This is a genomic window from Calyptranema fuscum S582 (assembly GCF_055793305.1).
In genome coordinates, this window is sequence record NZ_JBSLYH010000135.1 from 1 (window position 1) to 960 (window position 960).

A 960-nucleotide genomic window follows, 5' to 3' on the forward strand; every position below is an offset into this window, starting at 1 on the left:
TATAGCAATTGAATGGTTAGTTAGGACATAGCTTAAAGGCATTATCGACGGCATCCCAAAACTCTTCAAACTGATGGCAGGTTTTACGAAGCCAATGCTTTAGACGTGCCCAAAACTTCTCAATTTTGTTTAAGTCGGGGGAGTAAGCCGGCAGGAACAACAACTTGCATCCCGCCTCCTCAATCATCTCCTCGATAGCTATAGATTTGTGAAAACTGGCGTTGTCTAGGACAACCACCTGCCCTGGTCGCAGTGCCGGAACCAATAGTTGTTCGACCCACATCTCAACCAGAGCACTATCACAGTAGCCCTTAAACGTCATTGGAGCCAGCAGGTCGCGGTTGCACCAAGCGGCAATCATACTAATCCGACAGGTGCGACGTCCCAACTTATCTGCTTCAAAGCGTTGACTCTGGTGACACCAACCATAGGGGTAGTCGAGAGTGTTGTCCGCTCCTGATTCATCCACATAGACAACCTGCTCGCTTGTATAAGCTGCCAGTGCCTCTAGAAATGCTTGGCGTTTGCCTTCATCACGTTCTTGATAGCGATAGGTCTTTTTTTTCGAGTGAACTGAATCCGCCGCAGGGCTTTGCCGATAGTGCGATGACTGATGGGTTGGCACCATTGCTGTGCCATATCTTGCTGCGTCAGATGACCATGACGCTGAGCAAAGTCTCGAAACGCATCTAGGTCAGCTATCTTGGGTTGGGGTCCCCGTCGATACGTGCGATTGGCACCCACATCTCCAGTGTGCTGCCGTCGCTTCAACCATAAATCCAGGGTGTTGCGGCTGATGTCGAACATCCGACAAACTTGAATTTTGCGCTCACCTCGATCAACCGCATCCACCGCTTTTTGACGAAGATCGTCACTGTAGGGAGAAGCCATGAGACCCACCTCCAAATTGGGTTAGCTTACCCACTATTTTATGTCCTAACTTTCCCTTCAATTGCTATA

General features: G+C 49.4%; 1 protein-coding gene. It reads right to left on the reverse strand.

Going from position 1 to position 960, the window contains the following annotated elements; translation table 11 throughout:
• Positions 1-16: 16 nt before the first annotated feature.
• Positions 17-891, reverse strand: a protein-coding gene (locus tag ACR6Z4_RS32200) for an IS630 family transposase (RefSeq protein WP_479721398.1) whose coding sequence is annotated in 2 segments (ribosomal slippage) — positions 17-568 and positions 571-891 — 873 coding nt in all. Because the reading frame shifts where the segments join, the coding sequence is not laid out codon by codon here.
• Between the last annotated feature and the right edge of the window lie 69 nt (positions 892-960).